This is a genomic window from Pseudomonas sp. LBUM1652 (assembly GCF_059716105.1).
The window spans coordinates 572197-588025 of record NZ_CP166804.1; the positions used below are offsets into that span (position 1 = coordinate 572197).

The 15829-nt window shown below is 60.7% G+C and carries 13 protein-coding genes and 1 riboswitch; of the genes, 11 read left to right on the top strand and 2 right to left on the bottom strand.

The genetic code is table 11. The features are described from left to right. Positions 1–12: 12 nt before the first annotated feature. On the bottom strand, positions 13–1446 hold the full coding sequence (locus ACA069_RS02585; protein WP_187677912.1) for a TolC family outer membrane protein: 1434 nt from the start codon (positions 1444–1446) through the stop codon (positions 13–15). Between the two features lie 206 nt (positions 1447–1652). Then, a riboswitch (TPP riboswitch) is annotated at positions 1653–1758 on the top strand. A gap of 146 nt (positions 1759–1904) precedes the next feature. Between ACA069_RS02585 and thiC the strand changes: the two genes are divergently transcribed. Together thiC and cytX are read left to right on the top strand one after the other, a co-directional pair. Continuing rightward, positions 1905–3794, top strand: coding sequence for a phosphomethylpyrimidine synthase ThiC (thiC, locus tag ACA069_RS02590; RefSeq protein ID WP_187677911.1), 1890 nt, complete (start codon positions 1905–1907; stop codon positions 3792–3794). 199 nt (positions 3795–3993) lie between these two features. Then, positions 3994–5286 carry a putative hydroxymethylpyrimidine transporter CytX gene (gene cytX / locus ACA069_RS02595; protein WP_497616199.1) on the top strand — a complete coding sequence of 431 codons (1293 nt, stop codon included), beginning with the start codon at positions 3994–3996 and terminating at the stop codon, positions 5284–5286. Here cytX and ACA069_RS02600 read toward each other — a convergent pair. Then, entirely contained in the window at positions 5255–6001 is a 747-nt protein-coding gene (locus ACA069_RS02600) for an RsiV family protein (protein WP_401271993.1), read from the bottom strand. The genes cytX and ACA069_RS02600 overlap by 32 nt on opposite strands. A 227-nt stretch (positions 6002–6228) precedes the next feature. On the opposite strand from ACA069_RS02600, the gene ACA069_RS02605 reads away from it, so the two are divergent. The 9 genes from ACA069_RS02605 to ACA069_RS02645 all read left to right on the top strand — a co-directional run bounded on the left by ACA069_RS02605 (position 6229) and on the right by ACA069_RS02645 (position 15793). After that, the gene (locus tag ACA069_RS02605; protein ID WP_187677908.1) at positions 6229–6846 is read left to right on the top strand and encodes an NUDIX domain-containing protein; all 618 of its coding nucleotides are present in this window, start codon (positions 6229–6231) and stop codon (positions 6844–6846) included. Next, a complete protein-coding gene (locus ACA069_RS02610) occupies positions 6837–7289 on the top strand; it encodes a DUF1249 domain-containing protein (protein ID WP_187677907.1) in 453 nt (150 codons plus the stop codon). The genes ACA069_RS02605 and ACA069_RS02610 overlap by 10 nt, the downstream gene beginning before the upstream one ends. Positions 7290–7388: 99 nt before the next feature. Then, positions 7389–8204 (top strand): 3',5'-cyclic-AMP phosphodiesterase, encoded by an 816-nt coding sequence (cpdA, locus tag ACA069_RS02615; protein ID WP_497616200.1) that lies wholly within the window; start codon positions 7389–7391, stop codon positions 8202–8204. A gap of 352 nt (positions 8205–8556) precedes the next feature. After that, complete coding sequence (locus ACA069_RS02620) at positions 8557–9165, top strand: YqiA/YcfP family alpha/beta fold hydrolase (RefSeq protein ID WP_489880364.1); 609 nt, start codon at positions 8557–8559, stop codon at positions 9163–9165. Positions 9166–9206: 41 nt separating this feature from the next. Continuing rightward, positions 9207–11114, top strand: a complete 1908-nt coding sequence (parE, locus tag ACA069_RS02625; protein ID WP_034151667.1) for a DNA topoisomerase IV subunit B — start codon at positions 9207–9209, stop codon at positions 11112–11114. Next, the gene (locus tag ACA069_RS02630) at positions 11114–12103 is read left to right on the top strand and encodes an esterase-like activity of phytase family protein (RefSeq protein WP_497616201.1); all 990 of its coding nucleotides are present in this window, start codon (positions 11114–11116) and stop codon (positions 12101–12103) included. The genes parE and ACA069_RS02630 overlap by 1 nt, the downstream gene beginning before the upstream one ends. Then, on the top strand, positions 12100–12624 hold the full coding sequence (locus tag ACA069_RS02635; RefSeq protein WP_103304644.1) for a retropepsin-like aspartic protease family protein: 525 nt from the start codon (positions 12100–12102) through the stop codon (positions 12622–12624). The genes ACA069_RS02630 and ACA069_RS02635 overlap by 4 nt, the downstream gene beginning before the upstream one ends. Before the next feature lie 7 nt (positions 12625–12631). Further along, complete coding sequence (parC, locus tag ACA069_RS02640; protein WP_187677902.1) at positions 12632–14896, top strand: DNA topoisomerase IV subunit A; 2265 nt, start codon at positions 12632–12634, stop codon at positions 14894–14896. A 186-nt stretch (positions 14897–15082) separates the two neighbouring features. Continuing rightward, on the top strand, positions 15083–15793 hold the full coding sequence (locus ACA069_RS02645) for a PqiC family protein (RefSeq protein ID WP_187677901.1): 711 nt from the start codon (positions 15083–15085) through the stop codon (positions 15791–15793). Positions 15794–15829: the final 36 nt, after the last annotated feature.

Genomic DNA, 15829 nt, shown 5'->3' on the forward strand with positions numbered 1-15829 from the left:
TTTTGCTTTAGCTTAAGGCCGCGCCCTGAGCTGCGCCTCGGCAGCCTTGGCCAGATCCGGCGGCAAGAAGTCTTTGTCCGGGTTGTAATCGGCTTTCAGATAACGCGCCAGATCCTGCAAGTCGCCCGGGTTCAACGTGCCGGCGGCTTGCTTCAAGCGCAGGTTGTCGAGGATGTAGTCGTAGCGGGTATTGTTGTAATTGCGCACCGAAGAGTACAGCTGACGCTGCGCATCGAGCACGTCGACGATGTTGCGGGTACCCACCTGATAGCCGATTTCCGTGGCTTCCACCGCGCTCTGGTTGGAGATGATCGACTGGCGGCGCGCCTGCACCTGTTCGACGTCGGTGTTCACCGCGCGGTGCAGGTTGCGGGTGTTTTCCACCACTTGCCGACGCAGGCCTTCGCGCTGCTGTTCGGTTTGATCGAGGCGCGAGTAGGACTCGCGCACCTGCGAGCTGGTCAGCCCGCCGCTGTAGATCGGGATGTTCAGTTGCAGTCCCAGCGTGCTCTGTTCGACGTTGCCACGGTAGGGCGTGCCGAAGGCGTTCGGGTTGGCGAAACCGAGGGCGTCGTTGTCACCCTTTTCGTATTTGGCCACGGCGTCGAGGGTCGGCAAGTGGCCGGCTTTGCGCTGCTTCAATGTCTGTTCGGCCGAGCTGACGGCATAGTTGCTAGCCAGCAGATTGAGGTTCTGTTTTGCTGCGGTGTCGACCCAGGCCTTGGCGTCGTTCGGTGCGGGCGGCAGGATCGGCAGCGTGTGCACGATGCCCTGAATCGCGTTGTACTGACGGTTGGTCAGGGTGATCAGCGCTTCGAACGCATCATCAACCTGACGCTGCGCGACGATCCGGTTGGCCCGCGCGGTGTCGTAACTGGCTTGCGATTGCAGCACATCGGTCTTGTCCGACAGGCCGACGTCAAAGCGCTCGTTGGACTGGTCGAGCTGACGCTTGAACGCCGCTTCTTCAGCTTTGGTCGAGGCTAGATTGTCCTGGCTGCGCAGCACGTTGAAGTAGCTTTCGGCCGATTGCAGGATCAGGTTCTGCTCGGTAGCCGACAGTTGCAACGCGGCTTGCTCATTGACGTCTTTGGCGGCCTGGAACTGGAACCAGCGATCGGCGCGGAACAGCGGTTGGGCAAGGGTTGCCTGATAGGAATGCGCACTGCGGTTGGCAATGGCCGAAGGCTGGTCGATCGAGGTGCGTACGTCGGCGACTTCGGCGCCGCCGGACAGGTTCGGCAGCAAGCCGGCGCGGGCCTGCGGCACCACTTCTTTCTGCGCGCCATACTGGGCGCGGGCGGCGGCCAGATCGGCGTTGTTGTCGACCGCTTCCTGATAGACGCTGACCAGATCGGTTTTGCTCGACAAGGGCGCTTCTGCTGCCCAGGCCATTGCGTTGGACGCACAAGACACGGCAAGAGCCAGTGAAAGTTTGCGCAGCATGAGGCGATCCCTAGCATGAATATTATGGAAATAATGTGCGCGCCAAGGCTACGGCGCAGCCCCTGCAGCGTCAAGGCGCAGCGGGGCAAGGCGAGTGTAGTTGCGCATTGAAGCGGCAACAATCCTGCACGTCCTGCCAATTGCGCCATTCATCATGGTGTTTGCCGCGGTGTTGGCGTTCTTTGCCGGTTGTGTCTAGACTGGCCGGGTTCTTGTCGGGGTGCCTTGCTATGAGGCTGAGATCGAATAATTTCGGATCCCGTTGAACCTGATCAGGTTAGCGCCTGCGTAGGGAACAAGATTTCTCGTCACCCGGCGAGTCCTCTTGTGCTTCGTCCGGGAAATTGTTCGACAATCGAACGCTCGACGACGATGCACAGCACCAGTCCTGGTGCGTCCGTGCCTTTCAGGTTCTGCTCCGACAATCCACTGCCTGGATGCTGTCTGGAGAGCCCGTGATGACTACAAAATCTAAAAACGCGATCAACCTGAGCGATTCGGCCAAGGTCGACGAACAATCGGTCAAGCCGTTCACCCGTTCGCAAAAAGTCTACGTTCAGGGTTCTCGCCCGGACATCCTCGTGCCGATGCGCGAAATCAGCCTCGACGTGACCCCGACCGACTTCGGCGGCGAGATCAACGCGCCGGTCGTCGTGTACGACACCTCAGGCCCGTACACCGATCCCAACGTCATCATCGACGTGCGCAAAGGCTTGGGCGATGTGCGCTCGGCGTGGATCGAATCCCGTGGTGATACCGAGCGCCTGCCTGGCTTGAGTTCCAATTTTGGCCAGGAACGCCTGGCTGACGCCGAGCTGACCAAGCTGCGTTTCGCCCACGTCAACAACCCGCGCCGCGCCAAGGCAGGGGCCAACGTCAGCCAAATGCACTATGCACGCAAGGGCATCATTACCGCCGAGATGGAATACGTCGCCATCCGCGAAAACATGAAGCTCGAAGTGGCTCGCGCCGCCGGGCTGCTGGACCAGCAACACGCCGGGCATAGCTTCGGCGCCAGCGTGCCGAAAATCATCACCCCTGAATTCGTCCGTGAAGAAATTGCCCGTGGCCGCGCGATCATTCCGGCCAACATCAACCACACCGAACTGGAACCGATGATCATCGGCCGTAACTTCCTGGTGAAGATCAACGGCAACATCGGCAACAGCGCACTGGGTTCGTCCATCGAAGAAGAAGTGGCGAAACTGACCTGGGGCATTCGCTGGGGTTCGGACACGGTCATGGACTTGTCCACCGGCAAACACATTCACGAAACCCGCGAGTGGATCATCCGCAACTCGCCAGTGCCGATCGGTACCGTGCCGATTTACCAAGCTCTGGAAAAAGTCGGCGGCGCTGCTGAAGACCTGACCTGGGAGCTGTTCCGCGACACGCTGATCGAGCAGGCGGAGCAGGGCGTCGACTACTTCACCATCCACGCTGGCGTGTTGTTGCGCTACGTGCCGCTGACCGCCAAACGCGTGACCGGCATTGTTTCCCGTGGCGGCTCGATCATGGCCAAGTGGTGCCTGGCGCACCACAAAGAAAACTTCCTCTACACCCACTTCGATGAAATCTGCGAAATCATGAAGGCCTACGACGTCAGCTTCTCGCTGGGCGATGGTCTGCGTCCGGGGTCGATTGCCGACGCCAACGACGAAGCGCAGTTCGGCGAACTGGAAACCCTCGGCGAGCTGACCAAAATCGCCTGGAAGCACGACGTGCAGTGCATGATCGAAGGCCCGGGCCACGTGCCGATGCAGTTGATCAAAGAGAACATGGACAAGCAGCTGGAGTGCTGCGACGAGGCGCCGTTCTACACCCTCGGCCCGCTGACCACTGACATCGCGCCGGGCTATGACCACATCACCTCGGGCATCGGTGCGGCGATGATCGGCTGGTTCGGTTGCGCCATGCTCTGCTACGTGACGCCGAAGGAACACTTGGGTCTGCCGAACAAGGATGACGTTAAGACCGGGATCATCACCTACAAGATCGCCGCTCACGCAGCGGATTTGGCCAAAGGTCACCCGGGCGCGCAGATCCGCGACAACGCCTTGAGCAAGGCGCGTTTCGAGTTCCGCTGGGAAGACCAGTTCAACCTCGGTCTGGACCCGGACACCGCCCGTTCGTATCACGATGAAACCCTGCCGAAGGACTCGGCCAAGGTCGCGCATTTCTGTTCGATGTGCGGGCCTAAATTCTGCTCGATGAAGATCACTCAGGAAGTCCGCGAATACGCGGCCAACCAGCGGATCGACGCGGTCGACGTGGACGTCGCCCAAGGCCTGGCGGAACAGGCCGAGCGGTTCAAGAAGGAAGGCAGTCAGCTGTACAAAAAAGTCTGATCCCTAGCTGGTCTTTTGTGGTGAGGGGATTTATCCCCGATGGGTTGCGAAGCAGCCCCAAAATCTGAGAATGCGGTACGTCTGAAAGACCCGGTTCTCAAAGTTGCGACTGCTGCGCAGTCGATCGGGGATAAATCCCCTCGCCACAAGAGGGCAGCTTGATCAACACAACAACAAATGTCCCCCTGAGATAACACCCTTGAGCATTCAACCCAGCACGTATTCCCCCGACCTCGCCATACCCGCCGACAGGCGTGTGTTCGGCGGTCGTGATCTGTTTTCCCTGTGGTTCTCTCTCGGTATCGGCCTGATGGTGCTACAGACCGGTGCGCTGTTGGCGCCGGGTCTGGGCCTGTCCGGTTCGCTGCTGGCGATTTTCCTCGGCACGCTGGTCGGCGTTTTACTGCTGGCCGCCGTCGGCGTGATCGGCAGCGACACCGGCCTGTCGTCGATGGCCGCGCTCAAACTCAGCCTCGGCAGCAGAGGCGCAAGCCTGCCGGCGCTGCTCAATCTGCTGCAACTGATCGGTTGGGGCTCCTTCGAAATCATCGTCATGCGCGATGCCGCCAGCCTGCTTGGCACGCGCGCGTTCAGCGAAGGTTCGCTGTGGTCGAACCCGGTGTTGTGGACGCTGTTCTTCGGCGCGCTGGCCACTTTGCTCGCTGTAAGCGGCCCGCTGACGTTCGTCCGGCAGATCCTGCGCAAATGGGGCATCTGGTTGCTGTTGGCGGCATGCCTCTGGCTGACCTGGAACCTGTTCGCCAAGGCTGATCTGGCTGCTCTGTGGGCGCGTGCCGGTGATGGTTCGATGCCATTTGCCGTGGGCTTCGACATTGCTATCGCGATGCCGCTGTCGTGGCTGCCGCTGATCGCCGACTATTCGCGATTCGGCAAACGGGCGAAGAATGTGTTCGGTGGTACTGCGGTCGGTTTCTTTATCGGCAACTTCTGGCTGATGAGCCTTGGCGTGGCGTACACCCTGGCGTTTGCGCCGAGCGGTGAGGTCAATGCGCTGCTGCTGGCCCTGGCCGGTGCCGGTCTGGGTATTCCGCTGCTGCTGATTCTGCTCGACGAGTCGGAAAACGCTTTTGCCGATATTCACTCGGCGGCGGTGTCCAGCGGGATTCTGTTGCGCCTGAAAGTCGAGCATCTGGCCTTGGCCATCGGCGTGATCTGCACGCTGATCGCACTGCTGGCGCCGTTGGCGCAGTACCAGAACTTCCTGCTGCTGATCGGTTCGGTGTTTGCGCCGCTGTTCGGCGTGGTGCTGGTGGATCACTTCATTCTGCGTAAACGCAGCGGTCAGGTCGCATCAGCCGCATTGCGCTGGCCGGCACTGTTGGCGTGGCTGGGTGGCGTCAGCACCTACCACTTGCTGGCGAATCTGTATCCGGACATCGGCGCAACCCTGCCGGCGCTGGTGCTGGCAGGGCTGCTGCAGTTTGTGCTCGGTCGTGCCTTCAGTTACGGCCGGGAAACAGCTCGGGCTTGAGAATGCCGTTCAGGCGCGGGTAAGGAATCTTCAGTTCGACGTGGCCCAGCGCGTAAGGCGCGATGGTGCTCACTTCGTACTTGAGGATCACCGCGCCGTAGGTCAGTGCCACGTTCGGGGTTTTCTTGAACGGCCAGCTCGAAACGAACTCCGCTTCCTGATCGAGCTTGGTGCTGATCAACCAGCTGTTATGCGCAACCTGCGCAGCCTTCCAGAATGCGTCTTCCTGACCCGGCATCAACATGTCGGACAGGTTCAGCACTTTGTGCTGCTGGCGCGAATAGTTGATGAAGCCGCGACCCGGTGTGCCGTGGGCGCCGCCGGTGTCGAGGTAGCTCGACAATTCGATGATCACCAAGCCGTCATGCTGCTCGCGTACTTTCGCTTGCAGATAGCTGCTGTTGCGCGGACCGGCATTGGCCAGAAACTGCTCGCGATAGGCCGCCAGCGTCGGCGCCACCGGTGCGTTCGCCTCGGTGCGGGTCATTTGCAGCAGGCGTTTTTCGATGATGCCATCCAGAGCAGGTTCTGCCGGGAAGCGCAGGGTGTCGATATTCACCAGTGGGCAGTCAGGGTTGGAGCAGCCGGTTTTCAGCTGCTCCGACGCATCGCGGGTGGTTTCCAGCGGCGTACGGTAGTTGGGCTGGAACAGGCTCGCACACGCGCCCAGGGTCAGGGCGATGGCGGCCACGGAGGCAATTTTGAAAAGCGACATGGGCGTCCTTTCTGAAACAGGGGAAGGCAAAAAGTTACCGCTTCGACTCTCAACGAAGCAGTCAGTTCGCCACTAAGCTAATTAGAGTGGGTTTCGCCTCCACCGTCCATCCCGCTGACGGTAAAGGGGCTGCATCAATCGGTGCGGGCGCGTTAGGATGGCGCGAAGTCGAGGTTGCAAGTAACAAATAGGAACCTCGTAACGGATTTGCAGTAAAGAGGATGCTCATGACTGACTTTGCCAACGCCATTCCGACCGCCGTCGATATCGTGCGGCGTGAAAAATGCTACGAGGGTTTTTACAAACTCGACCGCGTGCACCTGCGCCATGAGTTGTTTGCTGGCGGCATGAGCCGCGAAATCAACCGCGAAGTGTTCGTGCGCCACGATGCCGTGTGCATGTTGCCTTACGATCCGCAGCGTGACGAAGTGGTACTGATCGAGCAGTTTCGCGTCGGCGCCATGGGCAAGGCTGACAATCCCTGGTTGGTCGAACTGGTCGCCGGTCTGATCGACAAGGACGAAGAACCGGAAGAAGTTGCTCACCGCGAGGCGCAGGAGGAAGCTGGGCTGGACATCAAGGCCCTGTGGCCGATGACCAAATATTTCCCGTCGCCGGGCGGCAGCAACGAGTTCGTGCATTTGTATCTGGGGCGTTGCAGCACGGATGGCGTCGGCGGCCTGCATGGGTTAGAGGAAGAGGCCGAAGACATCCGCGTCACGGTCTGGGCGTTCGAAGATGCCCTGCAAGCCGTACGTGACGGACGTATTGCCAACGCGGCGAGCATCATCGCTTTGCAGTGGCTGGCGCTGAACCGCGCCGAAGTGAGGGGGTTATGGTCGTAAACAAGTTGCGCGATCGTTATCGAGTCGACCTCGCGGGGCTGCAAGCCGCCTGCGAGGCCAACTACGCGCGCCTGATGCGACTGTTGCCGGACATGCGCAACGAACCCGAGGCGCGGCGCATCGCCGTGACCCAGGGCGAGCAGATGCTCGGCGTGCTGGCCCTCGAAGTGCTGCAAACCTGCCCGTACACCACCACGCTGCAAGTGCGTCAGGAACACAGCCTGCCATGGCTGCCGGTGCCGCAACTGGAGGTGCAGGTCTATCACGACGCGCGCATGGCTGAGGTGATCAGCGCCGAGCATGCACGACGCTTTCGCGGCATCTATCCTTACCCGAACGCCGCGATGCATCAGCCCGATGAAAAAGCTCAGCTCAATCTGTTCCTGGGGGAATGGCTGAGTCATTGTCTGGCGTTGGGGCACGAGTACGAAGTCGTACGCTAGTTGTGAACTGCGTCCGGTTCCTCGGTTTCCCCTTTCAGTGATCCCCCAGCATAATTGCGGCACTTGACCGATTCCGTGCTTTTGCCTTGGGAGAACGCCTTGCCGAGCGTATCCACGTTGACCACCGCCGATCCGGCGCTGCTGGTGCAGTTGTCCGACAGCCATCTGTTCGCTGAAGCGGACGGCACGTTGCTGGGTATGAATACTCGGGAGAGCCTGCAAAAGGTCATCGAGTTGGTGCTGGGGCAACAGCCGCAGATCGACCTGATTCTGGCCACCGGTGATATCTCGCAGGACGGCACCCTCGAGTCGTATCAGCAGTTTCGTGAAATGAGCGGGCAGATCGATGCGCCGGCGCGCTGGATTCCCGGCAATCACGATGAGCCGCAGATCATGGCGGTGGCGGCAGTGCAGAGTGCGCTGCTGGAGTCGGTGGTCGATGTCGGCAACTGGCGCGTGACCTTGCTCGACTCGGCTGTGCCAGGTTCAGTGCCGGGATATCTTCAAGACGATCAATTGCAGTTGCTGGCCCGCTCGTTGAGCGAAGCGCCCGAGCGCCATCATCTGGTGTGCTTCCATCATCATCCGGTGTCGATTGGTTGCCCGTGGATGGAGCCGATTGGCCTGCGCAATCCCGAGGCGTTTTTCGAAGTGCTGGATCGTTTTCCACAGGCGCGGGCGGTGTTGTGGGGGCATGTGCATCAGGAGATCGACCGCGAGCGCAATGGCGTGCGGTTGTTGGCATCGCCGTCGACCTGCATTCAGTTCGAACCGGGCAGTGAAGACTTCAAGGTCGGTGAGCAGGCGCCGGGGTATCGCTGGTTGCGGCTGTTGCCGGATGGGCGGCTGGAAACTGGGGTTGAGCGCGTTACCGGTTTTGCTTTTACCGTTGATTACGGGTCTGACGGTTACTGATTGCCAATCAAAAGCCCCTCACCCCAGCCCTCTCCCGGAGGGAGAGGGGGCCGACCGAGGTGTCTGGCGTCATACGCCGACGTGAAATACCGAGTCGATTATGAATTCGCTGAAGCTTGAATATCCCTCATTCAGCCCCTCGCTCTCAGAAAGAGAGGGACTGACCGAGGTGTCTGGCGTTATCCATCGACCTGAGCGATTGTGTCGATTGTGGATTCGGCGAAGCTCTTTCAGGTCGGCGTACTTCTGAAATATCCCCCATTCGGTCCCCTCTCCCTCCGGGAGAGGGCTAGGGTGAGGGGCTTTCTCCCTGTAAACTCCGCTATCTTTCGCCGACACTCAGGGAGCTCAAATGTCTGGTTCGATCCTCTATATCCACGGTTTCAACAGCGCCCCGGCCTCGAAAAAGGCCTGTCAGCTGGTCGCGGTGATGGAGCGGCTGGGCTTGAGCGATCAACTGCGTGTTCCCGCCCTGCATCACCATCCGCGCGAAGCCATCGGTCAGTTGGAGCAAGCGATTGCCGAACTGGGTCGGCCGCTGCTGGTGGGAAGCTCACTCGGCGGCTACTATGCGACTCACTTGGCCGAGCGCCATGGCCTCAAAGCCCTGCTGGTCAACCCGGCCGTCAGTCCGCACCGGATGTTCGACGGTTACCTGGGGACGCAGAAAAACCTGTACACCGATGAAACCTGGGAATTGACCCACGACCACGTAACGGCCCTGGCCGAACTGGAAGTGCCGGCGCCCCAGGATGCGCTGCGCTATCAGGTATGGTTGCAGACTGGCGATGAAACACTGGATTATCGCCTCGCCCAGCAGTATTACCGCGCCTGTGCCTTGCGCATTCAGGCTGGCGGTGATCACAGTTTTCAAGGTTTTGCCGGGCAATTGCCGGCGTTGCTGAGTTTTGCCGGCATTGGCGCCGATGTGTATCAGGCAATCGATTTCACCGCACTGTGATGTCTTGCCCCTATTTCATGAATGACTGACGACGAGACCCTATGGCCACTCCCAGCGCTAGCTCTTATAACGCCGACGCCATCGAAGTCCTCTCGGGCCTCGACCCGGTGCGCAAACGCCCCGGCATGTACACCGACACCAGTCGGCCAAACCACCTCGCCCAGGAAGTCATCGACAACAGCGTCGACGAAGCCCTGGCCGGCCACGCCAGATCGGTGCAGGTCATCCTGCACGCCGACCACTCGCTGGAAGTCAGCGACGACGGCCGTGGCATGCCGGTCGACATCCACCCGGAAGAGGGCGTGTCGGGCGTCGAACTGATCCTCACCAAGCTCCATGCGGGTGGCAAGTTTTCCAACAAGAACTACCAGTTCTCCGGCGGTCTGCACGGGGTAGGTATTTCCGTGGTCAATGCCTTGTCGACCGAAGTCCGGGTGCGTGTAAAACGTGACGGCAATGAATACCAGATGACCTTCAACGACGGCTTCAAGGCCTCGGAGCTGGAAATCGTCGGCACGGTCGGCAAGCGCAACACTGGCACCAGCGTGTACTTCGCGCCGGATCCGAAGTATTTCGATTCACCGAAATTCTCCATCAGCCGCCTCAAGCACGTGCTCAAGGCCAAGGCTGTGCTGTGCCCGGGGCTGCTGGTCAGCTTCGAAGACAAAGGCACTGGCGAGAAAGTCGAGTGGCATTACGAAGACGGCTTGCGTTCCTATCTGGTCGACGCAGTCAGTGAGTTCGAACGTCTGCCAGATGAACCGTTCTGCGGCGCTTTCGCCGGCAACAAAGAAGCGGTCGACTGGGCGCTGCTGTGGCTGCCGGAAGGTGGCGACGCGGTGCAGGAAAGCTACGTCAACCTGATTCCGACGGCTCAGGGTGGTACCCACGTCAACGGCTTGCGTCAGGGTTTGCTGGATGCGATGCGCGAGTTCTGCGAATTCCGCAGCCTGCTGCCGCGCGGCGTGAAGCTGGCGCCGGAAGACGTCTGGGAGCGCATCGCCTTCGTCCTGTCGATGAAGATGCAGGAGCCGCAATTCTCCGGCCAGACCAAAGAGCGCTTGTCGTCCCGCGAAGCGGCGGCGTTCGTTTCCGGCGTGGTCAAGGACGCGTTCAGCCTGTGGCTCAACGCCAACCCGGAAACCGGTCTGGCGCTGGCGGAACTGGCGATCAACAACGCCGGCCGTCGTCTCAAGGCGAGCAAGAAAGTCGAGCGCAAGCGTGTCACCCAGGGGCCGGCACTGCCGGGCAAACTGGCCGACTGCGCCGGGCAGGACCCGATGCGCTCCGAGCTCTTCCTGGTCGAAGGTGATTCCGCCGGCGGTTCCGCCAAGCAAGCGCGGGACAAAGAGTTCCAGGCGATCCTGCCGTTGCGCGGCAAGATCCTCAATACCTGGGAAGTCGACGGCAGCGAAGTGCTCGCCAGCCAGGAAGTGCACAACATTGCCGTGGCTATCGGTGTCGATCCGGGCGCGGCAGACATGAGCCAGCTGCGCTACGGCAAGATCTGCATCCTCGCCGACGCCGACTCCGACGGTCTGCACATCGCCACGCTGCTCTGCGCTTTGTTCGTCCAGCATTTCCGCCCGCTGGTGGATGCCGGCCACGTTTATGTCGCAATGCCGCCGCTGTACCGCATCGACCTTGGCAAAGAGATCTACTACGCCCTTGACGAAGCCGAGCGCGACGGCATCCTCGACCGTCTGGTGGCCGAGAAGAAGCGCGGCAAGCCGCAGGTCACCCGATTCAAAGGTCTGGGGGAAATGAACCCGCCGCAGCTGCGTGAAACCACCATGGACCCGAACACCCGGCGTCTGGTGCAACTGACGCTGGGTGAAGATTTCGCCGAAACCTCGGAAATGATGGACATGCTGCTGGCGAAGAAACGCGCCGGTGACCGCAAGACCTGGCTCGAATCCAAAGGCAACCTCGCCGAGGTGCTGGCCTGATGCGGTTTGGCTGGGCCATGGCGGGTGTGTTGCTGCTGAGTTCGATGACCGTGTTGGCAGAGCCTGCACCGGAACTGCGGGTGCTGTCCGAGCATCCGGTCGACGGCATGCGCGGCGGCAACCTGTCGGGGCTGGCCTTGTGCGGCACCGAACTGTGGACGGTGTCGGATCGCGATGACGATCAGATCTACCGGCTCAACACTGCTGATCAGGTCTGGCAGGCCGAAACCGTGCACATTGATGTGCCGAAAGTACCCGACAGCGGCTTGCCCTGGGGCCTGAGTTCGCGCACATGGGCGGCATCGTTCATCCGTGGCGGCGATCTGGATTTCGAAGGCATCAGCTGCGACAGCGCTGGCAATCGCTATATCGTCAGCGAAGCCCATGCAGCCGTTTTGCAGGTGCCGGTCAGCGGCCCGGCCAACTGGCTGAAGATCTCGCCGATGTTGGTTCGCGAAGCGCGGGCCAGCGGCATGCTCCTGCATTTCAACGCGATTTTGGAAGGCTTGGCGATCAACCCGGCAGGCGATCAGATGTGGCTGGCCGCCGAACGGCAAAGCCGTGGCCTGCTGAAGATCAAGCGCCAGCAGACGGTGTGGGATTGCGACGGTCGCTGCGTGCTGCTCAGTGAGGGCGGCAAGGAGATGCAGCCGTCGCAGTTCCCCAAGGCCAAAGCGGTTCATCGGGACTTTTCCGACCTTTCGTTGTTCAACGGCAAACTGTTTACCCTGGAACGCAACGCTTTCCAGATTTGTCGCCGTGATGCGCAGACAGCCAAGGTCGAGCGTTGCTGGTCGTATGCCGCCGAACTGTTGCAGGCAAACCGCCGTTACACGCAGAACTACGGGCTGGAAGAGGCGCTGATCGTTGACGCTGAAGGTGCGTGGATCGGCGTCGACAACAATTTTGGTCCGCGTGCCGACGGTGAAGTCCGGCCGGTCATCTGGCGCTTCGCTGCCCCTGAAGGTGGCTGGAGCGCCAAGCCATGAGCCAGCAACCACCGGGTAAACGCGCCGGTCGGGTGCTGATGATTCTGGCGTGGTGTGCTGCACTTTTTCTGGCCACACGGTTTTTCGGCCAGTGGGAACAACGCCAGCAGAATCCGAACGTCGTCGTGAGTTCGGAGCAGGGCGAAGGCTTTATTGAAGTGAAGCTGGCGAGCAATGCCCAAGGGCATTTTGTCGCCAGCGGCCAGATCAACGGTGAGCCGGTGGAGTTCATGCTCGACACCGGCGCGACCGATGTGGCGATCCCGGCGGATCTGGCCAAACGCTTGAAGCTGGAAGAAGGTTTCGGTGTGACCCTGAGCACGGCCAATGGCCTGAGCCAGGGCTATCGGACAAAAATTGCCCGCCTGCAACTGGGCGACATCGTGCTGCGGGATGTTCGCGCACTGGTGGCGCCGGGGCTGCATGGTGATCAGGTGCTGCTCGGCATGAGCGCCCTGAACAAACTTGAATTTACTCAGCGCGGTGGCACCATGCTGCTGCGCCAGACAACGAACCGATGAGGCCTGCATGAGCAACCCCCTTGATCTCAGCCTGGACGGTGTAGAACGCCGATCGTTGGCCGACTTCACCGAAAGTGCCTACCTCAACTACTCCATGTACGTGATCATGGACCGTGCTCTGCCGCATATCGGCGACGGCCTGAAACCGGTACAGCGGCGTATCGTCTACGCCATGAGCGAGCTGGGGCTGGACGCTGATTCCAAGCACAAGAAATCGGCGCGTACCGTCGGTGACGTGCTCGGCAAGTTCCACCCGCACGGCGACTCGGCGTGCTACGAAGCGATGGTGCTGATGGCCCAGCCATTCAGCTATCGCTACACGCTGGTCGACGGCCAGGGTAACTGGGGTGCGCCGGATGATCCCAAGTCCTTCGCCGCCATGCGTTACACCGAAGCGCGGCTGTCGCGTTATTCCGAAGTGCTGCTCAGTGAACTGGGCCAGGGCACTGCAGATTGGGGCCCTAACTTCGACGGCACCCTGCAGGAGCCGCTGGTATTGCCTGCGCGCTTGCCGAACATCCTGCTCAACGGCACCACCGGTATCGCCGTGGGCATGGCCACCGACGTACCGCCGCACAACCTGCGCGAAGTCGCGACTGCGTGCGTGCGCCTGCTCGATGAGCCGAAAGCCACGGTCGAGCAACTCTGCGAACACATTCAGGGCCCGGACTACCCGACCGAAGCGGAAATCATCACGCCGCGCGCCGACCTGCTGAAAATGTACGAAACCGGCAAGGGCTCGGTGCGCATGCGCGCCGTGTACCACGTCGAGGACGGCGACATCATCGTCACCGCGCTGCCGCATCAGGTCTCCGGAGCCAAAGTGCTGGAGCAGATTGCCGCGCTGATGCAGGCAAAACCGTCGAAAGCCCCGCAGATCGCTGACCTGCGTGACGAATCCGACCACGAAAACCCGTGCCGCATCGTTATCATCCCGGTCAACAGCCGCGTCGATCACGAAGCGCTGATGCAGCACCTGTTCGCCAGTACCGAGCTGGAGTCGACCTACCGGGTCAACGTCAACATCATCGGGCTGGACGGCAAACCGCAGTTGAAAAACCTGCGCGCGTTGCTCGTCGAATGGCTGGAATTCCGGGTGCTGACCGTGCGTCGCCGCCTGCAATTCCGCCTCGACAAGGTCGAGCGTCGCCTGCACCTGTTGGACGGTTTGTTGATCGCCTACCTCAACCTGGATGAAGTGATCCACATCATCCGTACCGAGGAACACCCGAAAGCCAAACTGATCGAGCGTTTCGCTCTCAGCGAGATCCAGGCCGACTACATTCTCGACACCCGTCTGCGTCAATTGGCGCGACTGGAAGAAATGAAGCTGCGCGACGAGCAGGACGAACTGCTCAAGGAACAAGCCAAGCTGCAAGCCCTGCTGGGCAGCGAAGCCAAGCTGAAGAAACTGGTGCGCACCGAGTTGATCAAGGACGCCGAAACCTATGGCGACGACCGTCGCTCGCCAATCGTCGAGCGCGCCGAAGCCAAAGCGTTGACCGAGCACGATCTGCTGCCAAACGAGAAAGTGACTGTCGTACTGTCGGAAAAAGGCTGGATCCGTTCGGCCAAGGGCCACGATATCGACGCCACCGGCCTGTCGTACAAGGCCGGCGACGGTTTCAAGACCTCTGCAGCGGGGCGCTCGAACCAGTTTGCGGTGTTTATCGACTCCACCGGTCGCAGCTATTCGGTGGCCGCGCACACCTTGCCATCGGCCCGTGGCCAAGGTGAGCCGTTGACTGGCCGTCTGACGCCGCCACCGGGCGCATCGTTCGAATGCGTGCTGATGCCGGAAGACGACGCGCTTTACGTGATCGCCTCTGACGCCGGTTACGGTTTCGTGGTCAAGGGTGAGGACCTGCAAGCCAAGAACAAGGCCGGTAAAGCCCTGTTGAGCCTGCCAAACAACGCCAAGGTGATCGCGCCGCGTCCGGTGGCCGATCGTGAGCAGAACTGGCTGGCCTCGGTCACGACCGAAGGTCGCCTGCTGATCTTCAAAATCAGCGATCTGCCACAATTAGGTAAGGGCAAAGGCAACAAGATCATCGGTATTTCCGGTGAACGTGTGGCCAGTCGCGAAGAATATGTCACGGACATCGCTGTGCTTCCGGAAGGCGCGACCTTGGTGTTGCAGGCCGGAAAACGGACTCTGTCGCTGAAAGCCGACGACCTCGAACACTACAAAGGTGAGCGTGGACGTCGCGGCAATAAACTGCCAAGGGGCTTCCAGCGAGTGGATGCGCTGCTCGTCGAAAACCTCAATTAGGTGATAACACGCCCCCTAGAGCGCTCGATCTACGATTTAACGCGTAGATCGACGCTTTGGCGCTGGAGTCGGAACGCATATTCACGGATGATATGGCCTTTCAAGCGCCGGCGTGGCTGAGCGTTCTTCATATTTATTGAGTATTTTCACTGTGGTCAGCCTTGTGGCGGCCACCTGGACGGGATGATGACTGCTCTGCGCCCCCTTATTTTCCTGCTCGCCGGCGTTTTGGGCCTGGCGGGTTGCAGCGTTCACCAGCCGGTGTCGCTGTATCAACTGGACAGCGGAAGTCCGGTTCAGCCAGCGCAAAGCGCGGGCATGGCGGTTTTGTTGGGCCCGGTTGTGCTGGCCGATTACCTGCAACGTGAAACTCTGCTGCAACGTCAACCGGATGGCAGCCTGCAGGCGGCGACCGATGGTCGTTGGGCTGGCAGCCTTTCGTCGGATATCGATCAGTTGTTGCTGCGTCAGGTTGCCGGTCATCTGGATAGCCAGCGTGTCGTGCTGGCACCGGCCACTCAGGGCTTCACCCCGGACGTGCAGGTATTGATGACCATCACGCGTCTGGACTCCGGCGAGAAGCAACCGGCGATTCTCGATGCGCAATGGCGCCTGATCGACCGTCGTGGCCAGGTGCGCGATAACCGCATTATCCACCTGCAAGAGCTGCACGCCGGCAGTACGGCTTCGCAGGTGCAGGCGCAGGGGATTCTGTTGCAGCGTCTGTCCGAGCAGCTGTCGGTGGCGCTCAAGCCGTTGGCTAATCAGCCACCAGTGGCTGAAGCTCCGCGCAAAGCAGCGCCGAAACCGGCAGCGCCGGCGGCGGAAGCCGAGAAGCAGCCGAAGATTCCGATGGCATCACCGATTCGGACTGATATGGAAGTGTTCCGCTTCTGAGTCTGGTTTGAGTCAGGACAGAGCCCGCCTTGTGCG